The sequence below is a fragment of the Mycobacterium sp. SMC-15 genome, from assembly GCF_045310925.1.
In the GTDB taxonomy this organism is placed as follows: Bacteria; Actinomycetota; Actinomycetes; order Mycobacteriales; family Mycobacteriaceae; genus Mycobacterium.
The window spans coordinates 473,509-489,722 of record NZ_JBJIAJ010000001.1; the positions used below are offsets into that span (position 1 = coordinate 473,509).

Consider the following 16,214-nt stretch of genomic DNA (forward strand, 5'->3'; position numbering starts at 1 on the left):
TCGGTAACCGCAGGGTAGCGCAGCTGTCATAAAGGAAACTGTCAGCTGGATTAGCCGACTCCGGCATACGAGTGCAGGCCCACGGTCACCAGATTGACGAAAAACAGGTTGAAGATCATCGCCGCGAAGCCCACGACGTTGATCCACGCTGCCTTGTAATCGCGCCACCCCGCCGTCGACCTGGCATGGAGATAGGCGGCGTAGACGACCCAGGCGATGAACGAAACCGTCTCCTTGGGGTCCCAGCCCCAGTAGCGGCCCCAGGCCCCCTCGGCCCAGATCGCGCCGAAGATCACACCGAAGCCGAACACCGGGAAGGCGAAGATGGTGGTCCGGTAGGCGATGCGGTCGAGGGTCTGCGCATCGGGCAGCCGGCGCACCATCCGAGCCAGGGCTCCCGGGGTGTCGGGGTCACTGAGACGCGTCGAGCGGATCAGAAACAGGATGCTGGCCACCCCGGCCACCAGGAACACCCCGGAGCCGATGCTGACCACCGACACGTGGATCGGCAGCCAGTAGGACTGCAGCGCCGGCATGACCGGGGCGGCGGTGGCGTAGAGCCAGCGGCCGGAGACCGTCAGCAGGATCAGCACCGGTAGCAGCACGAACACCCACAGGCTGCGGTGTTGCGGCCGGCGCAGGGCGACGGCGGACGCCACCAGCCCGGAAAAGCAGGTCAGGTTGATGAACTCGTACATGTTGCCCCACGGCGGGCGCAGCGTGGCGGCGCCGCGGAACACGATGCAGGCCAGCAGCAGGGCGATGCCCAGGTAGACCAGGGCCAGTCCGGCGCGGCCCACCCGCTCGCCCAGGGGCCGGCGCCGTGCGGGGAGCACCACGCCCGGGGTGGCACTGTCGGGGCGCACACCACCGGCGGAAACCAGCTCGGCCTCGGCGGGTGTGCGGGCACGGCTGTAGGCCAGTTCGACGGCCAGCAACAGCAGCGCAATGACCAGCACGATCATCGCCGAGGTGAACGCCCAGTCGGAGTAGCGCGCCAGCCCGATGTCGATATGACTCGTATTCACCTATGTCTCCTTGCCGAAGAGCTTCGTGCTCAAGCGCTCGAACTCGTCACCCCAGCCGGAGTTGTCGGTGCGAGCCAGCCCGCCCAGCTCGACGTTCACCGTACCGGCCTGGCCCGTGGGCTCGGTCGGGGGCGATGAGGGCGCGCCAGCGCGCGAAGAGAGACCCGGCCCCATCGACTCCGCTGGCGTGATCCGGATCCAGATCCGGCGGCGGCGCACCACCAGGGACACCACCAGCCCCGCCATCATCGTCATCGCGAACACCAGCACCCACAGTTCGGCCGGATCGTGCGACACCTGGATATTGACGAACGGCACCGCACCGTCGAAGCGCACCTTGGTGCCGTCGTCGAGGCGGATCTGTTCACCGGCCTTGAGGTTGGACCGGGCCACCTTGCTCAACCGGCCCTGGTCGATCAGCCGGGAATCCAGCGTGAACAGGCTCTGCGGCCGGCCGGTGTCGAGCCCGGTGTCACCGCGGTAGACGTCGATCGCAACCGCGGGGTCGTTCATGGCGGGGAATGCCGACGACAGCAGCCGGTCGTCGAGCTGTTCGGTCGGAGCGAACAGGCCCTGGATGCCGATCTGGTGCTTGCGGCGCTCCGCGGCGTCGGGGTAGACCCCGGCGGGGGGATCGAAGCGCATCGCGCCCGACGACAGCAGGGTCAATGGGTTGTCCGGGCGGAACTGCACCGTCTGGGTGCGGGTCTGACCGTCCGGGAAGGTCACGGTGAAGGTGGGCGCATAGCCGTGCCCCTGCAGGTAGGCCCGCACGCCGCCGACCCGCAGCGGATGGTTGACCTCCAGCTGGTAGGGCCGCCACTGGTCGGCGCTCAGGTCCTCCCCGGCCTGGTAGTCGATATGCGCGGTGAAGGAGGTGGCCAGCCCGGAGACCAGGTAATCGGCGGTGAAGTCGTTGACCCGCACGCACAGCGGGTGCAGCTTGGTCCCGTCGACGGTGGCGCCGGCCCGGAACGAATCGAACGCGGCCGGCGACGCCGAGCAGAACCCGGGTCCGCCGTCGGCGATCACCATCACGTTGCCCTCGTAGCCGAACATCCGGCCGAGGGCGACGGCGGCCAGCAGCCCCAGTAGCGCGAAATGGAAGATCAGATTGCCGAATTCGCGCAGATAGCCCTTCTCCGCCGAGATCTCAATGCCGCCGGCGGTGCCTTCCGGTGGCGACCCGCTGCGCCCGGCTTCGCCGCGCTCGCGATCGCCACGGCCGTCCGCGGAGCGAGTGATCCGACGCCAGCCGCGCAACTCCGCGGCCATCCGGGCGCCGAGTTCGTCGGCGTCACCGGCCAGCTGCGTCGTGGCGTGCTTGGGCAGGCGAGACAGGTTGCGCGGTGCGGCCACCGGGGTGGCGCGCAGGTTGCGCAGATGCTCGAGGGTCCGCGGCGTCAGGCAGCCGATCAGTGACACGCACAGCAGTACGTAGATGGCGGTGAACCAGAAGCTGGAGAAGACGTCGAATGCCTCCAGCCGGTTCAGCCAGGGGCCCAGCACCGGGTGCAGCGCCAGGTACTCGTCGACCTTGGCGGCGTTCAGGCTGCGTTGCGGCAGCAGTGCTCCCGGGATGGCGGCCAGTGCGAGCAGCACCAGCAGCACCAGCGCGGTGCCCATCGAGGTCAGTGCTCGCCAGGTGTTGCGGATCCACGCGAGCAGCGAAGTGGTGGCGGTCATCAGATCGGCAGCCTGACGTCGGAGACCAGGCCATCTCGGACCACGGCCACGAAGTGGTCCCACACCCCGGTGACCAGGGCGAGCCCGACCCCGATCAGCAACACCCCGCCAACGACCTGGATCGCCCGGGTGTGCCGACGTAGCCAACTCAGCCCGGCCACCGCGCTGGCCGACCCGAAGGCCAGCACCACGAACGGGATGCCCAAGCCCAGGCAGTAGGCGATCACCAGCACCACGCCGCGCGCCACCCCGGCGCCGTCGGTGGTCGAGGCGACCGCGATCACCCCGGTCAGCGTCGGACCCAGGCACGGCGTCCAGCCGAGTGCGAAGACCGCGCCCAGCAGCGGCGCCCCGAACACGGTGGACAGCTGCTGGGGCGTGAAGCGGAGTTGGCGCTGCAGCGCGGGAACGAAGCCGATGAACACCAGGCCCATCAGAATCGTCACCGCGCCGCCGACCCGTTGCAGCAGAACCTGATTGGTGATCAACGTGGTGGTCATGCCCAACACGGCCACCGAGCCCAGCAGGAACACCGCGGTGAACCCGGCGACGAACAGCGCCGCCGACCCGGCGACGCGCCACCTCGCGCCCGGCGGGGGCTCGAGCGCCCCGGCCCTTGGGCTTTCGTCCACACCCACCACGGCCGCCAGGTAGGACAGATAGCCCGGAACCAACGGCACCACGCACGGCGAGGCGAACGACACCAGCCCGGCCAAGGCCGACACGGCGACGGCCAACAGCAGCGGACCGGTGGTGGCGGTGGCGGTGAAGCCGCTCACGACGCCGCCTCGGCAGCCAGCCGCTGCACCACGGGCTGCAGGTCTTCGGCCAGCACCTCACGCAGGAACACCGCCGCCACCCGGTGCTGCCGGTCGAGGACCATGGTCGCCGGGATCACCGACGAGGGATAGCGACCGCCGAACGCAATCATGGTGCGCATCGCCGGGTCGTAGATCGAGGGATAGGTGATGCGTCGGTCGGTGATGAAGTCACGGGACGCCTGCGGCTCGGGGTCGCGGACGTCGATGCCCAGGAACGCCACCCCCTGGGCACGGGTGTCGTCGTAAACCTTTTGCAGTTGGCTGATTTCGGTACGGCAGGGTCCACACCACTGCCCCCACACGTTGACGACGACGACCTTGCCGACGAAGTCGTCGACGCCGATGGTGCGTGCTGGGTCCATCAGGTCGGGCCCGGAGATCGGGCCGGGCCGGCCGCGGGTCTCGGGGGGGTCGTAGAAGATGTCGGTCTTGCCGCCGGGCGAGACGAACTCGAAGGTGCCGCCGTGGGTGACGGCGTCGTCGCCGACCGAGCAGCCCGAGACCAGCGCGGCCAGCACTGCCCCAACGATCAGCACTGCCCGCATCGTCAGCCGCCGGCCGGAACCTGGTAATCGACGTCGACGAGACGATCACCGTCGTAGATCAAGGTGGTCACCGAACCCACGCCGCACTCGCGCCGGCGCGGGTCGTGCCAGAGCCGGTTACCGGTGAGGTGCTGGCGCGCGGTCCAGACCGGCAGCTGATGACTGACGCACACCACCTCGTGGCCGGCGGCGCGGGCGCGAGCCTTGCTCACCGCGGTGGCCATCCGAGCCGCGATCTGGTCGTAGGGCTCGCCCCACGACGGAGTGAAAGGGTTGCGTAGATGCCACCAGAACCGCGGGTTGCGCCAGGCGCCGTCGCCGGGTGAAACACGCTTGCCTTCAAAGAAGTTGGCCGACTCGATCAGGTCAGCGTCGGTGTCGATGGCCAGGCTGTGCCGGGCTGCGATGGGGGCGGCGGTCTCCTGGGCGCGCTGCAGCGGCGAGGCGATCACCGCGACGATGTCGCGGCCTGCCAGCAGGTCGGCGGCGGCGACGGCCTGGGCGCGGCCGGTGTCGGAAAGCCGGAAACCCGGCAGCCGGCCATACAGAATCCCGTCAGGATTGTGGACCTCGCCGTGGCGGATCAGGTGGACGCGGGTTTCTTCTGCCATCAGGGTTTCGGCTCTCCGGTGGTGGCGGCGGCACGCGCCGCGGCGGGTAGCGCAGCGGCGATCCGTTCGAATGCTTCGTCGGTCAGGGCGGCCGAGACGAACCAGGCCTCGAACGCACTGCAGGGCAGGTAGACGCCGGCTTCCAGCAGGGAGTGGAAGAACGCCGGGAAACGCCAGGTCTCGCTGGTGCGGGCGGCGGCGAAGTCGGTAACGGGCTGCTCGCCGAAAAACACGCTGAACATGTTTCCGGCTCGCGGAATCTGATGCGGCACACCCGCGTCCGTCAGCGCTTCGGCCAGCATCGCGGTCAGCCGGTCGGCATTCTTGTCGAGCGCGGCGTAGACATCGTCGTCGGCGGCGCGCAGCGTGGCCAGCCCGGCGGCGGTGGCCACCGGGTTCCCCGACAGCGTGCCGGCCTGGTAGACCGGCCCCAGCGGGGCCAGTCGGTCCATCACCTCGGCCCGGCCGCCGAACGCCGCGGCCGGCAGCCCGCCGCTGATCACCTTGCCGAAGGTGAACAGGTCGGCCTCCACCGGATCGACGCCGTACCAACCACTTCTGCTCACCCGGAAGCCGGTCATCACCTCGTCGATGATCAGCAGCGCCCCGTGTTCGCTGGCGACCGTCCGCAGTTCGGCGTTGAAGCCGGGAGCCGGCGGCACCACGCCCATGTTGCCGGGGCTGGCCTCGGTGATGACCGCGGCGATCTCGTCGCCGAATTCGGTGAAAGCCTTACGGACGGCGTCGATGTCGTTGTAGGGCAACACGATCGTGTCGGCGGCGGTGGCGCCGGTGACCCCGGGCGAGGACGGCAGCGCCAGAGTGGCGACCCCGGAGCCGGCGTCGGCGAGCAGGGCGTCGACGTGGCCGTGGTAGCAGCCGGAGAACTTGATGACCTTGGCCCGGCCGGTGAAGCCGCGGGCCAGCCGCAACGCGCTCATGGTGGCTTCGGTGCCGGAGTTGACCAGCCGGAGCTTGTCCACCGCCGGCACCCGGGCGATGATCTCGGTCGCCAGCTCGGTCTCACCGCGGGTCGGCGCCCCGAAGGACAGGCCGGTCCCGACGGCGTCGCGGACCGCCTCGACCACCGCGGGATGGGCGTGACCCAGGATCATCGGGCCCCAGGAGCAGACCAGGTCCACATAGCGGTTGCCGTCTGCGTCGGTCAGCCAGCAGCCTTGCGCCTCGGTGATGAAGCGGGGTGTGCCCCCCACCGCCGCGAAAGCCCGGACCGGTGAGTTGACGCCGCCGGGGATCACCGCGCAGGCCTCGGAGAACAACCGCTCCGATACCGCCGTGGCTCGATCCGCATTACCCACGGCGACCAGTGTCCCAGCTCGCGCGACGTCACTCGACTACAGGGTGTAGTTGAGGGTTGAAGTGGGTCGGAGGCCGGAGTTGGATGGCAGTCATGCAACTACCGCAGCGGCTGGCCCGGTTCAACCGGCATGTCACCAATCCGATCCAGCGAATGTGGGCAGGCTGGGCGCCGACGTTCGGAATCCTCGAGCATGTCGGCCGGCGCTCCGGCAAGCCCTTCCGCACTCCCCTGACCGTGTTCAGCACCGATAGCGGGGTGGCCATCCTGCTCACCTATGGCCCGGACCGCGACTGGCTGAAGAACATCACGGCCGCCGGCGGGGGCACCATGCGTCGGCACGGCAAGACCTTCGGCGTCACCGAACCGCGGGTGGTCAGCAAGGCAGAAGCGGCCGAGCACGTGAGTCCGCGGGCGCGGCGGGTCTTCGCTCGGCTGCCGTTCGAGCAGGCGGTGCTGCTCACCCGGCAGGGCTGAGCGGTGCAGTTCTCGGACCGGCGCGCCCGGTTCAATCGGGTTGTGACGAATCCGCTGTTCCGCCCGATCTGCGGCTGGGTGCCGATGTGGTCGATCGTGGAGCACACCGGCCGGCGCTCCGGCGCGACCTACCGCACCCCGGTCTCGATGTTCCACACCGCAGACGGCGTCGCGGTGCTGCTTCCGTACGGAACCGGCCGCGACTGGGTGAAGAATCTGCAGGCCGCCGATGGCGGGCGGGTCAAGGTCGGCGGGAAGACGTTCGCCGTCACGAACCCGCAGGTGGTGCCGACCGAGGAGGCAATCGAGCTGCTGAAACCGCCGTGGCGCCAGCTGCTCGGGCGCGCCGGGGTGCCGCACACTTTGCTGCTCACCCGCGCTTGAGGCCGGTGTCGGACTTCGACGTTCCGGAGACCCCGGAATCCGCGCTCGCCTGGCTGCTGGCGCCGGTGACGGTGCGGGTCTTCCTGGACGAGCTGTGGGGTGCCGCCCCGCACCACATCGGCCGGGGCCGCCCCGCCTACTTCGAGCGGCTGCTGGCCGGGCCGTCGGCGGTCGAGCACCTACTGGCGGCATTGGCCACCGAGCCGGACGCGGTGCGCCTGGTGCGCGGCGCCGATCACCTGGCGCCCGAGCAGTACACGCTGCCCGATGGAACGCTCGACGTGGCACGGGTCCGCGCCGCGGCCGCCAGCGGCTACACGATCATCTGCAACAACATCGAGAAGTACCTGCGCCCCATGTCGACACTGACCCACGGGGTCGAGGTCGAGCTGAACTTTCCGACCCACGTCAACGCCTACGTCACCCCGCCGGACGCTACCGGCTTTCTGCCGCACTACGACCACCACGACGTACTGGTGTTGCAGGTCCAGGGCAGCAAGACCTGGTATTTCTACGGCGACGATCCGGTACCCCCACACCTGATGCAACAGATGTACGAGGTCGACCCGGCCGGCCTTCCGGAGCCGACGACTCTGCACCTGGAGGCCGGGGACACCCTTTACCTGCCGCGAGGCCGAGTGCACTCCGCCGAGACGGGCGGCGAACCGTCGGTGCACCTGACCGTCGGCATCCACGTCCCGACGGTGCTCACGCTGCTGACCCACGCCCTGCACCTGTTGAGTCTGCGCGACGACGTCGTGCACACCCGGTTACCGGCAAAGCACTTAGATGACGCGCAGGTGCGGGCAAGCCTGGGCCCATTGATCCATGCCGGCCTGGCCGCGATCGAGTCGCCCGACTCCCTCGATGAGGGCCTTGGCGCCATGCAGGATTTCCTGGTGCGGCGCGGCCGCTGTCCGATCGTCGGGCAGGTCAGCGACACCGTCGGGCTCGACGTCGACACCTGGGTGCGCAAGCAACAGCCGCTGTACTCGCGAGTGACCACGACGGCCGACGGGGTCGGCCTGCAGTTCGCCCAGCTGATCGTCACCGCCCGCCCGGATCACGAGGCCGCGATGCGATTTGCCTCGGAGCGCACCGAGGCGTTCCGGGTCGGCGAGCTTCCCGGACTGGCCGCGACGCAACAGATTGAGCTGGCCCGCAGTCTGATCATGAGCGGCTTTCTGGTGCGTCCACCCGCCCGATAAACCGCCCGAGGTACATGGCCTTCCATAAATGCGGACGATTCCGCATCTGATTCCCGCATTCCGAGGAAACTTCCAGGAAATAGCCAAGATTTGAGGTTTAAGCTTCGGTTATTCCCCGCGCGAGAGGCGGCAATGACGGAGCCGATCTGGATGGCGTCACCACCGGAGGTGTACTCAGCCCTGCTGAGTAGCGGTCCGGGCGCGGGACCATTGCTGGCGGCCGCCGCGATGTGGGATGCGTTGAGCACCGAATACACCGACGTGGCACAGGAACTTTCCACCATGCTCTCGGCGGTACAGGCGGGATCATGGCAGGGCCCCAGCGCGGAATCCTATGTGGCGGCAAACGTTCCGTATCTGACCTGGCTGACGAAGGCCGGCGCGGACAGCATGACGTTGGCCGCTCAGCACCAGACCGCCGCCACCGCCTACACCTCCGCGCTGGCCGCCATGCCGACGCTGGCCGAGCTGGCTGCCAACCACACCATTCACGCCGTGCTGGTAGCGACGAACTTCTTTGGGATCAACGCGATTCCGATCGCTCTCAATGAGGCCGACTACACCCGGATGTGGGTCCAGGCTGCCACCACGATGTCGACGTATCAGGAGGTGGCCGGAGCCGCGGTGGCGTCGTCCCCGGCGGCGTCGACCGCGCCGACGGTGCTCAATCCCAACACCCCAACACATCGCGACCACCACCACCGGACCGGCCAGGCGCCCACCCAGGACTTCGGCAACATCTATCAGGAGAGCTGGTGGACCACTCGGATCGCCGAGATCAACGAGGCCATCCAAGCCGACCTGTCCAGCAACAACCCGCTCACCAGCCTGATCAGCGATCCCGTGCTGATGACGATCGCTCCGCACTACGCGGGCGAGATCGTGCTCGGGATGGCGCCGGCCGTCACGGCGCTGACCGAGACCATGCTCGGCTTGGTGGCACCCATGTCACCGCTGAGCGCATTCGCCGGTGTCACCGGGTTGGCCGGCTTGGCGGGCATCACCGCGCCCGCCGCACCGGCGCTGCCCGCCCTGAATCCACCACAGCCCGTGCCCGCTGCCGCTGCGCTACCGGCTTTGTCGGCTCCGCCGGCCCCCGCACCGGCCGCTCCTCCCGCCATGGCCCCGCCGACGCTGGCCCCGGCCGCCACCGTCGCCGGTGCTCCGCCTCTTCCGCCGCCGTTCACCGGCACCGAGGCAGCGTTCGTCCCGTACCTGGTGGGCGGCGGCCCGGCCAGCGGGGCGCGGATGAAAGTTCGTTCCAGCACTCCTGCACAGGATCAGCGCCGCGATGCGGCCGAGGCGGTGGCGGCCGGCACCGCTCCCGCCAAGCGGGCGCGTCGACGTCGCCAGCGCACGGCCTTGACGGATCCCGGCAACCGCTACGAGTACCTCGACCCGGCCGACACGATCGCAGCGTCGGCGAGTAGCGCGGGACAGATGGGTTTCCCGGGCACCGTTCGCCATGAAAAAGGTTCTGCGGTAACCGGATTGACCACCCTGCCCGAGAGCGCCGCGGGCCCGACCGTACCGATGCTGCCGCACACCTGGGAGACTCCCGAAGACCCGGATCAGCTCACCTGAGTTCGGCTGCGCGCCAAGCGGCCAATCGGCTAGCCGTAGGACTCGCCGGGACTGCCCGGCTGGCCGGCAGCACCGATCGGATCACCGGCGCCACCGCTGCCAGCCTTGCCGGCCGCTCCACCCGGGACCCCCTGCCCGCCGTCACCGCCGTTGCCTCCCGGGCCGCCGGGCCCGACCGATCCGCTCCCGGCCTTCGCACCACCGGCGCCTCCGGTACCCCCGGCGCCACCCGCCGCCGCGGCGTTACCGTCTCCGGCATTGCCCCCGTTTCCGCCCTTCCCGCCGGCTCCGCCGTCGGGGTGAGCGGCCGTTCCCGCGCCACCGGCACCACCGGTTCCGCCCGCGCCGCCTCCGCCGGCTTCACCTCCGTTGGGATGGCCGAGCATGCCGTCGCCGCCATTGCCGCCGTCACCGCCATTGCCCGCGGTGGCAGTGGGCGATCCCGCTGCCCCGCCGTTGCCGCCGGCACCGCCGCCGCGAGCGTGGCTCGGGTTGCCGCCGTAGCCGCCGGAGCCGCTGTCGCCGCCGCGGCCGCCGTTGCCGCCGTTGCCCTGGGCTGATCCGGCCAGGCCGTCGCCGCCGTTGCCGCCGGGAGCGCTGAAGCCGCCGGGTCCGGCATTGCCCATGATCATCAGGTTGCCGGCGTTTCCGGAGGCGCCGCCGTCGCCGCCGTTACCGCCGCTCGGGTGCTCGGCGGTGCCCGCGCCGCCGTTTCCGCCGTAGCCTCCGGAGCCCCCCGGGCCGCCGAAGCCGGCCACCGCATTGCCGCCGTCGCCGGCGGCGCCCCCGTTGCCGCCGTCACCGCCTGCGTTGCCCCAGCCGCCGTCCCCACCGTCACCGCCACGTCCACCCGCCCCGAACAGCGAGATGGCGTCGCCACCGAGCCCGCCGGCACCGCCGTTGCCGGCGGTGCCCGAGATGCTGTCCAGCCCGTCACCACCCCAGCCGCCGTCACCGCCGTTGCCCATCAGCCAGCCGCCGACACCGCCGACGCCGCCGTCGGCACTGGCCCCGCCATCGCCGCCCCAGCCGCCGTTGCCGATCATCTTGGCGTCGCCACCGTCCCCCCCGTTGACACCGAGCTCGGTGTCTTCGGAGGCGCCCGGGTTGTAGCCGCTGCCTCCGTCACCGAACAGCCAGCCGCCGTCGCCACCGTCGGGGTGATCCACCGTGCCGTTCACGCCGTTGCAGATCAGGCCGCAGGCACCGTCGATGGCGAACAGCGGGTTGATGATCGGATCCAGCAGCGCCCCCGGGCCCTGGATCCACATCTCACCGAGGTCGTGAACGGTCGCGTAAAGCTGGTTCTGGAACAGACCGGCGAACACGACCTCGACCACCGATGCCCAGGTGTAGATGTCGTTGCCCACCACCTGCGAAAGATCCAGCGCATCGGTGGCATCGACCGGCTCGGGCAACGCCGAGGCTCCCAGGCTCGCGGGGTCGAAAAGCTGATCGAACCCGAACAGGTCGTCGAAGTCGGCGCTCGCCGGTGCCGCGGGCACCACCCCCAACGCCAAGCACGCCCCCACCGTGGTCGCCGAGGCGACGGCGTGACGGTTCCTGCTGAGACGCCCCTTGCGACCGCCAATGAACATTCCCCGCCCCTTCGCCTGACCCCCGGACAACAACTGAGTGAGCGGGAGCTTAACCACCGAGGCTTGGAGCCACAAGGGCGGAACTTAGTCGGAAATATCACCGCAAACGCGGAATATGTTTAACGCCCCAACAGGCGCATCTTCTGTTCGTTGTACTCGTCGTTGGTGATCAAGCCACGGTCGCGTAGCTCGGCGAATTCGCGGATCTCCGCGGCGATACCCATCATCGACGGGCCGGGGCCGCCCTCGGTGTCACCGGTCGGCGAATCTGCCGCCGATTCGCCCACCGCGCGTTGCGGCGTCGCTACCCTGGCCGACGATTCCGCATCGGCACCCCCACGGCCGCGGCTGACCGAGCCCGCCAGGGCGCTGCCCCCCATGCCCGCCAGCGCCATCTGGCTGAACGCGGTGCCGGCGGCGCCCAGCGATGCCGGCGGCGCACCGCCGAAGCCCGGTCCGGCCAGCGGTTTGGTGTAGGACAGGGTCCGGATCTCCGGGGCGTTGGCGGCCCAGTTGATCGGCACCGACAGGTTCCCGGCCGTGATCGCCTCGCCCATCGCCGCCGACATCGACAGCGCCCCGGGCACCATCGGCCGCGACGGGGTCAACGGGGAGAACAGGTCGATGTTGCGCAGGATCTCGTACTCCACCATCCGCAACTGGTCCTGTTCGGACAAGATCTCCCGGGTGCTGGCATCCCCCGCAGCCCAGGCGCCTGCAGACATCACCACCGAGAGCATCGACACCGCGCTGACGCCCAACAGATCGGACAGGCTCGGCCACACGAGCAGGTCCTCGGGGCCCTGCGCGATCCCGGGCAGCGTGGCCGCCGCTGTCTGGAGCAGAGCGTTGTTCGGTGAGCCGAAGATCCCCGAGGCCAGCTGGCTGAGCAGGGACTGGACGTCGGACGACGACGAGGTGGCCTCGGCGGCCCCGACCGAGGCAGCCTGGCTGGCCGGTCCGGCGGGATTGCTGGTCTGCGGTGGCTTCTGGAACGGCGTGAGCCCGGTGGCAGCGGCCGACGCCGCGGCGTAGGCGTACATCGCGGCAGCATCCTGGGCCCACATCTCGCCGTATTCGGCCTCGTTGGCGGCGATCGCGGCGGTGTTGGTGCCCAAGACATTAGTGGCGATCAGCAGCAGCAATCGGGCTCGGTTGGCCGCCACCACCGAGGGCGGCACCGTCGCGCTGTGCGCCGCCTCATAGGCTGCGGCCGCCGCGTTCGCCTGCGCCGTCGTCTGGTCGATCTGTGCCGCGGTGGCGGTCATCCAGGCCGCATACAGCGCCGCGGCCCGAGTCAGCGCCTCCGAGGCCGGCCCCAGCCAGGCCTGGGCCGTCAGCTCAGCCGTCACCGACTCGTACGACGCGACCGCCGAGTGCAGTTCGGCGGAGAGTCCGCCCCAGGCAGCGGCGGCGGCGCGCATCGGGGCGGAGCCCGGTCCGGTGTAGAGGCGCAACGAGTTGATCTCCGGTGGCAGGGCAGCGTAATTCATCACCGACCCCCTCCCTGGGGCGTACACCGGGCGCATGAAAGCGCGTGTGTGTATTTGTAGCTGAAAAGCGAGCAGTTGACCGAGCATTCCGGATTTGCGGAGGCCCGTCCGGCCTGGCGTCGAGATGCCGGTCACATGCGCACGCTGCGATAACATGCGCGCGTGCGGATGTTAATCACCGCGTTTCGCGACCTGCAGTGGCGACTGCGCCGGTTCATCGTTGCCGCGGTGGGCACCGCAATGGTGTTCGCCCTGACCCTGGTGCTGGCCGGGTTGACCCACGGGTTCCGGGTCGAGGCGGAGCACGTGGTCGACTCACTCAACATCGACGGCTACCTGATCCAGACGGCTGCGGTAGGACCGTTCATGGGCTCGTCGCGCTTCCCGCAGGCCGAAGCCGGCGACGTCGCCCGAATCCCCGGCGTGGAGGCGGCGCTGCCGGTGGTCTACGGCAACACCATCCTGCAGGACGGCAAGGCGCCGCTGAACGTGAATATCTACGGTGTGCCCAAGGCCGCAATGCCGCCGCTCACCGCGGGTCGAGCTCCGACCGAGCCCAACGAAATCGTCATGTCGACCACGCTCAAGCGTGCCGTCGGCGACGAGGTCGAACTGGGTGCGGAGAAGTTGCGAATCGTCGGTCTGGTGGAGAAGTCGACCACGCTGGCCGGCCAACCCAATGGCTTCCTGACTGTGGCGGGCGCTCAACGACTGATGTTTTCGGGGCAGCCAGTGGCCTCCGCGATCGGCGTGCGGGGCACGCCCGAGCACGTGCCGAAGGGCTACCGGGTGGTCGACCGGGCCGCCGCCGTCGACGACATGGTTCGCCCGCTGGCGGGCGCGCAGATGGCCCTGTCCTATATGTCGGTGCTGTTGTGGGGGGTCGCCGGGCTGATCGTGGGTTCCCTGATCTACCTGTCGGCATTGGAACGCACCCGCGACTTTGCGGTGTTCAAGGCGTTGGGCGTCACGACCTGGATGGTGCTGGCCGGGCTGGCGCTGCAGGCGGTGGTCGTCGCGGTGGCCGCGGCGGTGCTCGGTGGCGTTCTGGCGGTGTCGATCGGGCCGCTGTTTCCGATGCTGGTGGCGGTGACCGGCTCATCGTTCGCACTGCTGGTCCTGACCGCGGTGGGGATCGGCCTGCTGGCCAGCCTGGCGGGTCTGCGGCACGCGGTGGCCGTCGACCCGGTGCTGGCGTTCGGGGGACCGTAGCTCATGGGGGACTTGCAGATCCGTGATCTGGTCATCGAATACGCCACCGGCGGCGGGGAGCCGATCCGTCCGATCCACGGCCTGAGCCTGGACGTCCCGGCCGGCTCGCTGGTGGTGGTGCTGGGCCCCAGCGGCTGCGGCAAGACCACGCTGCTGTCGTGCCTGGGCGGCATCTTGAGCCCGACCAGCGGTCAGATCCACTTCGGCGCCACCGACGTGACCGGACTGGGCCGGCGCGACATCACTTCCTACCGGCGGCGCACCGTCGGCATCGTGTTCCAGGCGTTCAATCTGGTGCCGAGTCTGACCGCGCTGGAGAACGTGATGGTGCCGATGTGGGCGGCGGGCTGGACCCAGTGGTCCGCCCAAGAACGTGCCCGGGATCTGCTGTCACGGGTTGGCCTGGCAGACCGGGTTTCGCACCACCCCGGGCAGCTCAGTGGCGGCCAACAGCAGCGGGTGGCGGTGGCGCGCGCACTGGCCCTGGATCCGCCGCTGATCCTGGCCGACGAACCCACCGCACAACTGGACTACGTCCGGGCCGGCGAAGTCGTACAACTGCTGCGGGTGCTGGCGGCCGGCGATCGCGTTGTGGTGGTCGCGACCCACGACACCCGGATCGTCCCGCTGGCCGACATCGTCATCCAGCTGTCGCCGACGGCCGCGCCGGCGCGCCCCCAGCAAGCGCCGGTTCTACTCGGGCCCGGCTCGGTGCTGCTGGAGCAGGGCACCGTCGAGGACCTGATCTACGTCGTCACCGAAGGTGAGGTCGAGATCGCCCCGGACTCGGTCAGCACCGGCGACGGGCTGCTCAAGATCGGCAAACCGGACAACTACGCCGGCCAACTCGGCCCCATGGTGCGGATCCCCCGCTCGGCCACGGTCCGCGCCCCGCACGAGGCGACGGTCGTCAGCTACACCGTGGAGGCGTTCCGCCGGCAGTTCGGCCGCCCACCGGTTCCCGACGTTCCTAACGAACCGGCATCAACCTGATCAATCCCGCGGCGTGCCGGTCCAACCCGAGCACACGGCACGCGATGATGCTGTACATGGCAGATGTGACCCGCCGGGCTGCTTTGCGCCTCGGGGTCGGTGCCGCGGGGGCTGCTGGCCTGTTCGGAATGGGTGTGGGGCGACGCCCGTCCGAGTCGCGCGCGACCGGCAATACCTATCCGACCCGGGAATCCGGGTCGTTCGTCTCGGCGGCCCGCGGCGGCGTGGAGACCAATTGGATCATCGCCCGCCCGCCCGGCCAGACCGCTCCGCTGCGGCCGGTGATCGCCCTGCACTGCAAGGACGGCGACGCGGCCTGGGTGATGGATCTGGGCGTGGAAGAGGAGCTGGCGAAGCTGACCGCGGCAGGACGGCCGCCGTTTGCGGTGGTGGCCGTTGACGGCGGCAACACCTACTGGCGCCGGCACAGCTCCGGTGAGGACGCCGGTGCGATGGTGCTGGGCGAGCTGATCCCGATGCTGGCGGAGAAGGGCATCGACACCACACGAGTCGGGTTCATGGGCTGGTCGATGGGCGGCTACGGCGCGCTGGAGCTGGGCACCCGCCTGGGTCCGTCGCGCACCGCGGGGATCTGTGCCATCAGCCCGGCGATCTACATGACCTATTTCGGCGCGCCCGCCGGCGCATTCGACAGTGTCGACGACTGGCGAACGAACTCAGTTTTCAACCTGGTGCCGCGGCTGGCCCCGTTCCCGCTGCGAGTCGACTGCGGAACTTCGGACAGCTTCGCCTATGCGACCAAGAGTTTCATCGGTCAACTGAATCCGCCGCCGGCAGGTGGCTTCTCCCCCGGCGGTCACGACGTGTCCTATTGGCGGGAGCAGCTTCCCGCGCAATTGGCCTGGCTGGATTCGTGATTGCGACGCGTGCCGCTGTCGTCCGGCCGGGTCAGGACTGATTCATCGGGTTCATCGGGCTGGCCGGATTGGCCGGATTCATCGGGTTCATCGGGCTGGCCGGGTTCGCCGGGTTCATCGGATTTGCCGGGTTGTCCGGGTTCGCCGGGTTCAGCGGGCTGTTGATGTTGGCCGGATTGGTCAGGCTGTCGGGGCCGTAGGGACCGACGTTGCAGACCGCGCTCGCGTTGGCGAGGCAGTCGCTGGGGCTGAACGGGTCGGGATTGGCCGGATCCGCACCGGCCGGCCCGGACACCGCCAGAGCAAACGCGGCCAGACCGGCGCACGCCGCCCCAGCCTTAGCGATCGCACCACGAGAAACGTTGCGTGCATACATAG

General features: G+C 69.6%; 16 protein-coding genes. 7 read left to right on the forward strand and 9 right to left on the reverse strand.

The window, feature by feature from the left end:
• Positions 1-50: 50 nt before the first annotated feature.
• From ccsB to hemL, 6 genes are read right to left on the reverse strand one after another with little or no spacing between them, the layout of a single operon-like run.
• Complete coding sequence (gene ccsB, locus ACJH71_RS02305; RefSeq protein ID WP_406756403.1) at positions 51-1,028, reverse strand: c-type cytochrome biogenesis protein CcsB; 978 nt, start codon at positions 1,026-1,028, stop codon at positions 51-53.
• Complete coding sequence (locus tag ACJH71_RS02310; RefSeq protein ID WP_406756404.1) at positions 1,029-2,714, reverse strand: cytochrome c biogenesis protein ResB; 1,686 nt, start codon at positions 2,712-2,714, stop codon at positions 1,029-1,031.
• Positions 2,714-3,493, reverse strand: coding sequence for a cytochrome c biogenesis CcdA family protein (locus ACJH71_RS02315; protein WP_406756405.1), 780 nt, complete (start codon positions 3,491-3,493; stop codon positions 2,714-2,716). Before ACJH71_RS02315 ends, ACJH71_RS02310 begins: the two co-directional genes overlap by 1 nt.
• Positions 3,490-4,080: a TlpA disulfide reductase family protein gene (locus ACJH71_RS02320; protein WP_406756406.1), complete on the reverse strand. Its 591-nt coding sequence runs from the start codon at positions 4,078-4,080 to the stop codon at positions 3,490-3,492. The genes ACJH71_RS02315 and ACJH71_RS02320 overlap by 4 nt, the downstream gene beginning before the upstream one ends.
• 2 nt (positions 4,081-4,082) lie before the next feature.
• Positions 4,083-4,691: a histidine phosphatase family protein gene (locus tag ACJH71_RS02325; RefSeq protein ID WP_406756407.1), complete on the reverse strand. Its 609-nt coding sequence runs from the start codon at positions 4,689-4,691 to the stop codon at positions 4,083-4,085.
• The gene (hemL, locus tag ACJH71_RS02330) at positions 4,691-6,010 is read right to left on the reverse strand and encodes a glutamate-1-semialdehyde 2,1-aminomutase (RefSeq protein ID WP_406756408.1); all 1,320 of its coding nucleotides are present in this window, start codon (positions 6,008-6,010) and stop codon (positions 4,691-4,693) included. The genes ACJH71_RS02325 and hemL overlap by 1 nt, the downstream gene beginning before the upstream one ends.
• Before the next feature lie 92 nt (positions 6,011-6,102).
• Between hemL and ACJH71_RS02335 the strand changes: the two genes are divergently transcribed.
• From ACJH71_RS02335 to ACJH71_RS02350, 4 genes are all read left to right on the forward strand, one after another.
• Positions 6,103-6,486 (forward strand): nitroreductase family deazaflavin-dependent oxidoreductase, encoded by a 384-nt coding sequence (locus ACJH71_RS02335; RefSeq protein ID WP_308486911.1) that lies wholly within the window; start codon positions 6,103-6,105, stop codon positions 6,484-6,486.
• Positions 6,487-6,489: 3 nt separating this feature from the next.
• Positions 6,490-6,870, forward strand: coding sequence for a nitroreductase family deazaflavin-dependent oxidoreductase (locus ACJH71_RS02340; RefSeq protein WP_406756409.1), 381 nt, complete (start codon positions 6,490-6,492; stop codon positions 6,868-6,870).
• Positions 6,871-6,875: 5 nt separating this feature from the next.
• On the forward strand, positions 6,876-8,078 hold the full coding sequence (locus tag ACJH71_RS02345; protein ID WP_406756410.1) for a JmjC domain-containing protein: 1,203 nt from the start codon (positions 6,876-6,878) through the stop codon (positions 8,076-8,078).
• Positions 8,079-8,210: 132 nt separating this feature from the next.
• Positions 8,211-9,662, forward strand: coding sequence for a PPE domain-containing protein (locus ACJH71_RS02350; protein WP_406756411.1), 1,452 nt, complete (start codon positions 8,211-8,213; stop codon positions 9,660-9,662).
• A 29-nt stretch (positions 9,663-9,691) separates the two neighbouring features.
• Here the strand turns inward: ACJH71_RS02350 and ACJH71_RS02355 are convergent, their stop codons facing one another.
• Entirely contained in the window at positions 9,692-11,260 is a 1,569-nt protein-coding gene (locus ACJH71_RS02355; RefSeq protein ID WP_406756412.1) for a PGRS repeat-containing protein, read from the reverse strand.
• Positions 11,261-11,379: 119 nt separating this feature from the next.
• Entirely contained in the window at positions 11,380-12,753 is a 1,374-nt protein-coding gene (locus ACJH71_RS02360) for a PPE family protein, SVP subgroup (protein ID WP_406756413.1), read from the reverse strand.
• A gap of 168 nt (positions 12,754-12,921) precedes the next feature.
• Between ACJH71_RS02360 and ACJH71_RS02365 the strand changes: the two genes are divergently transcribed.
• From ACJH71_RS02365 to ACJH71_RS02375, 3 genes are read left to right on the forward strand one after another with little or no spacing between them, the layout of a single operon-like run.
• The gene (locus ACJH71_RS02365; RefSeq protein WP_406756578.1) at positions 12,922-13,965 is read left to right on the forward strand and encodes an ABC transporter permease; all 1,044 of its coding nucleotides are present in this window, start codon (positions 12,922-12,924) and stop codon (positions 13,963-13,965) included.
• Between the two features lie 3 nt (positions 13,966-13,968).
• Positions 13,969-14,958, forward strand: coding sequence for an ATP-binding cassette domain-containing protein (locus ACJH71_RS02370; protein WP_406756414.1), 990 nt, complete (start codon positions 13,969-13,971; stop codon positions 14,956-14,958).
• A gap of 44 nt (positions 14,959-15,002) precedes the next feature.
• On the forward strand, positions 15,003-15,836 hold the full coding sequence (locus ACJH71_RS02375; protein ID WP_406756415.1) for an alpha/beta hydrolase: 834 nt from the start codon (positions 15,003-15,005) through the stop codon (positions 15,834-15,836).
• Between the two features lie 31 nt (positions 15,837-15,867).
• Here ACJH71_RS02375 and ACJH71_RS02380 read toward each other — a convergent pair whose 3' ends face one another.
• A complete protein-coding gene (locus tag ACJH71_RS02380; protein ID WP_406756416.1) occupies positions 15,868-16,212 on the reverse strand; it encodes a hypothetical protein in 345 nt (114 codons plus the stop codon).
• Between the last annotated feature and the right edge of the window lie 2 nt (positions 16,213-16,214).